Source organism: Streptomyces sp. NPDC048295 (assembly GCF_040652135.1).
In the GTDB taxonomy this organism is placed as follows: domain Bacteria; phylum Actinomycetota; class Actinomycetes; order Streptomycetales; family Streptomycetaceae; genus Streptomyces.
In genome coordinates this window covers 1-2,959 of the sequence record NZ_JBEZLL010000073.1, presented here as the reverse complement: position 1 = coordinate 2,959, position 2,959 = coordinate 1, and the positions used below count along the sequence as shown (strand labels likewise).

Sequence of the window (2,959 nt, the reverse complement as noted above, 5' to 3'; positions counted from 1 at the left end):
ACCCGCAACACACTCGTCCTACGACCCAACCCCTCGAACACACCCACCACACCCGCCACCGCGTCCTGCGAGCCCGAGACCACCACCGACCGCGGCCCGTTCACCGCCGCAATCCCCACCCCGTCCGTCAGCAACGGCAACACCTCGGCCTCCGCCGCCTCCACCGCCACCATCACCCCACCCACCGGCAACTCCTGCATCAAACGACCACGCGCCACCACCAACACCGCCGCATCCCTCAACGACAACACCCCCGCCACATGCGCCGCAACAATCTCCCCCACCGAATGACCCAACAGGAAATCCGCACGCACCCCCCACGACTCCACCAAACGGAACAACGCCGTCTCCACCGCGAACAACGCCGCCTGCGCAAACATCGTCCCGTTCAGCACCTCCGCATCCTCACCCCACACCACCTCACGCAACGAACACCCCAACCCCGCATCCAACTCCCCCACCACCGCATCAAAAGCCTCAGCAAACACCGGGAAGGACCGATACAGCTCCCGCCCCATACCCAGCCGCTGCGCACCCTGACCCGTGAACGCAAATGCCACCCCACCCGCCGGCCCGGTGACACCACTCACCACCGACGAAGGCTCCGCCTCACCCCCGGCCAAAGCCGCCAGCCCCCGCACCAACTCCTCACGGTCCGAGGCCGCAATCACCGCACGATGCTCCAGCACCGCACGCGACACCACCGACGAGAACCCCACATCCACCAACGACAACCCAGCACCACCGGCCTCGACACGCTCCAGCAACCGCGCCGCCTGCCCCCGCAACGCACCCTCACCACGACCCGAAAGAACAACCGGCACCACCGGCATCCCGGCCGCAACCGCCTCCTCCGGCTCCTCCACCACCGGCGCCTGCTCCACGATCACATGCGCATTCGTCCCACTCAGCCCGAACGACGACACACCCACCCGACGCGGACGCTCCCGCACCGGCCACACCCGCGCCTCCGTCAACAACTCCACCGCACCCACAGACCAATCCACCTGAGGCGTCGGCTCATCCACATGCAACGTCTTCGGCAACACACCATGCCGAATCGCCTCAACCGCCTTGATCACCCCACCCACACCCGCAGCCGCCTGCGCATGACCCAGATTCGACTTCAACGAACCCAACCACAAAGGATCACCCTCCGGCCGACCCTGACCGTAGGTCGCCAGCAACGCCTGCGCCTCGATCGGATCACCCAGCCGCGTCCCCGTCCCATGCGCCTCCACCAGATCAACCTGATCAGCGGAAATCTGCGCATCGGCCAGCGCCGCCCGGATCACCCTCTGCTGCGACGGACCATTCGGAGCCGTCAGCCCATTGCTCGCACCGTCCTGATTGACAGCACTCCCCCGCACCACCGCCAGGACCTCATGCCCCAACCGCCGCGCGTCCGAGAGCCGCTCGACCAGCAGCACTCCCACACCCTCCGACCACGCCGCACCGTCCGCCGCACCCGCGAAGGACTTGCAACGCCCGTCCTTCGCCAGCCCGCGCTGCCGACTGAACTCCACGAAGACCTCGGGCTCGGACATGACGGCGACACCGCCGGCCAGGGCGAGCGAGCACTCGCCCGAGCGCAGCGACTGGATGGCGAGGTGCAGGGCGACCAGCGACGACGAGCACGCCGTGTCCACCGTCATCGACGGACCCTCAAGGCCCAGGACGTAGGAAATGCGGCCGGAGGCGATACCACCGGTGCTCGCGTTGTGGGCGTAGTCGTGGTACATCATCCCGGCGAAGACACCGGTCCGGCTCTCCTTGAGGGAGAACGGGTCGATACCGGCCCGCTCGAATGCTTCCCACGACGTCTCCAGCAGGAGTCGCTGCTGCGGGTCCATGATCAGCGCCTCGTTGGGGCTGATCCCGAAGAAGCTCGGGTCGAACCCGGCCGCGTCGTCGAGGAAGCCGCCCCGGGCCACGTAGCTGGTGTCCGGGCGGATGCTCTCCGGGTCGTAGATCTTTCGCAGGTCCCAGCCTCGGTCGGCGGGGAAATCCGAGATGAGGTCGGCGCCCTGCGCCACCGCCTGCCAGAGTTCTTCGGGCGAACCGACGTTGCCCGGGTAGCGGCAGGCCATCCCGACGATCGCGATCGGATCGTCGGCGAGGCCGGTCAGCACGGGGGCCGGCGCACCGGCGGTGTGCTGCGTCAGGTCGACCGTGCCGGCCACCTCGCCGAGCAGGTGCCTCGCCAGGGACACCGGAGTGGGGTAGTCGAAGACCACGGTCGCCGGAAGACGGAGTCCGGTGGCTTCCGCGAGTGCGTTGCGGAATTCGACCGCGCGCAACGAGTCGAAGCCGAGGTCCTTGAACGCACGCTCCGGTTCGATGGCCTGGAGCGAGCCGTACCCGAGCACCGAAGCGACCTGTTCAAGGACGAGTTCGAGCATGGACTCCTCTCGCTCGGGCTCGGCGAGACCGGCCAGGCGCTGCTGAAGGCCGTTCACCTCGACCGTGCCACCGGCCTTGCGGCGGGTGACGACGGGGACCAGCGTACGGAAGATCTCCCGGCTGCTGTCCCCTTGGGCGCGGACTGCCGCGAGGTCCAGCCGGACGGGGACGACGACCGGCTCGGCCGTCTGCCAGGCCGCGTCGAACAGGGCCACGCCCATTTCGGATGAGATGGGGAAGACGCCGCCCACGGACGAGATACGGGACCGTTCTGCGCCGGACAGCTTGCCCGTCATTCCGCTGGCCTCGTCCCAGAATCCCCAGGCGAGGGACTGGGCCGGCAGGCCCTGGGCCCTGCGGTACGAGGCGAGAGCGTCGAGGAAGGCATTGGCCGCCGCATAGTTGCCCTGGCCGGCGTTTCCGAAGATGCCGGCCACGGAGGAGAAGAGGACGAAGGCGTGGAGGTCCATGTCCCGGGTCAGCTCATGGAGATTCAGCGCCGCCTCGGCCTTCGGCCGCAACACCGCCCCCACCCGCTCCGGCGTCAGCGAACCGA

The 2,959-nt window shown here is 68.3% G+C and carries 1 protein-coding gene; it reads right to left on the bottom strand.

Annotation, left to right across the window (positions count from 1 at the left end; genetic code table 11):
• Positions 1–2,959 (bottom strand): beta-ketoacyl synthase N-terminal-like domain-containing protein (locus tag AB0D53_RS41600; protein ID WP_362454739.1); only part of this gene is annotated, 2,959 nt, incomplete at both ends.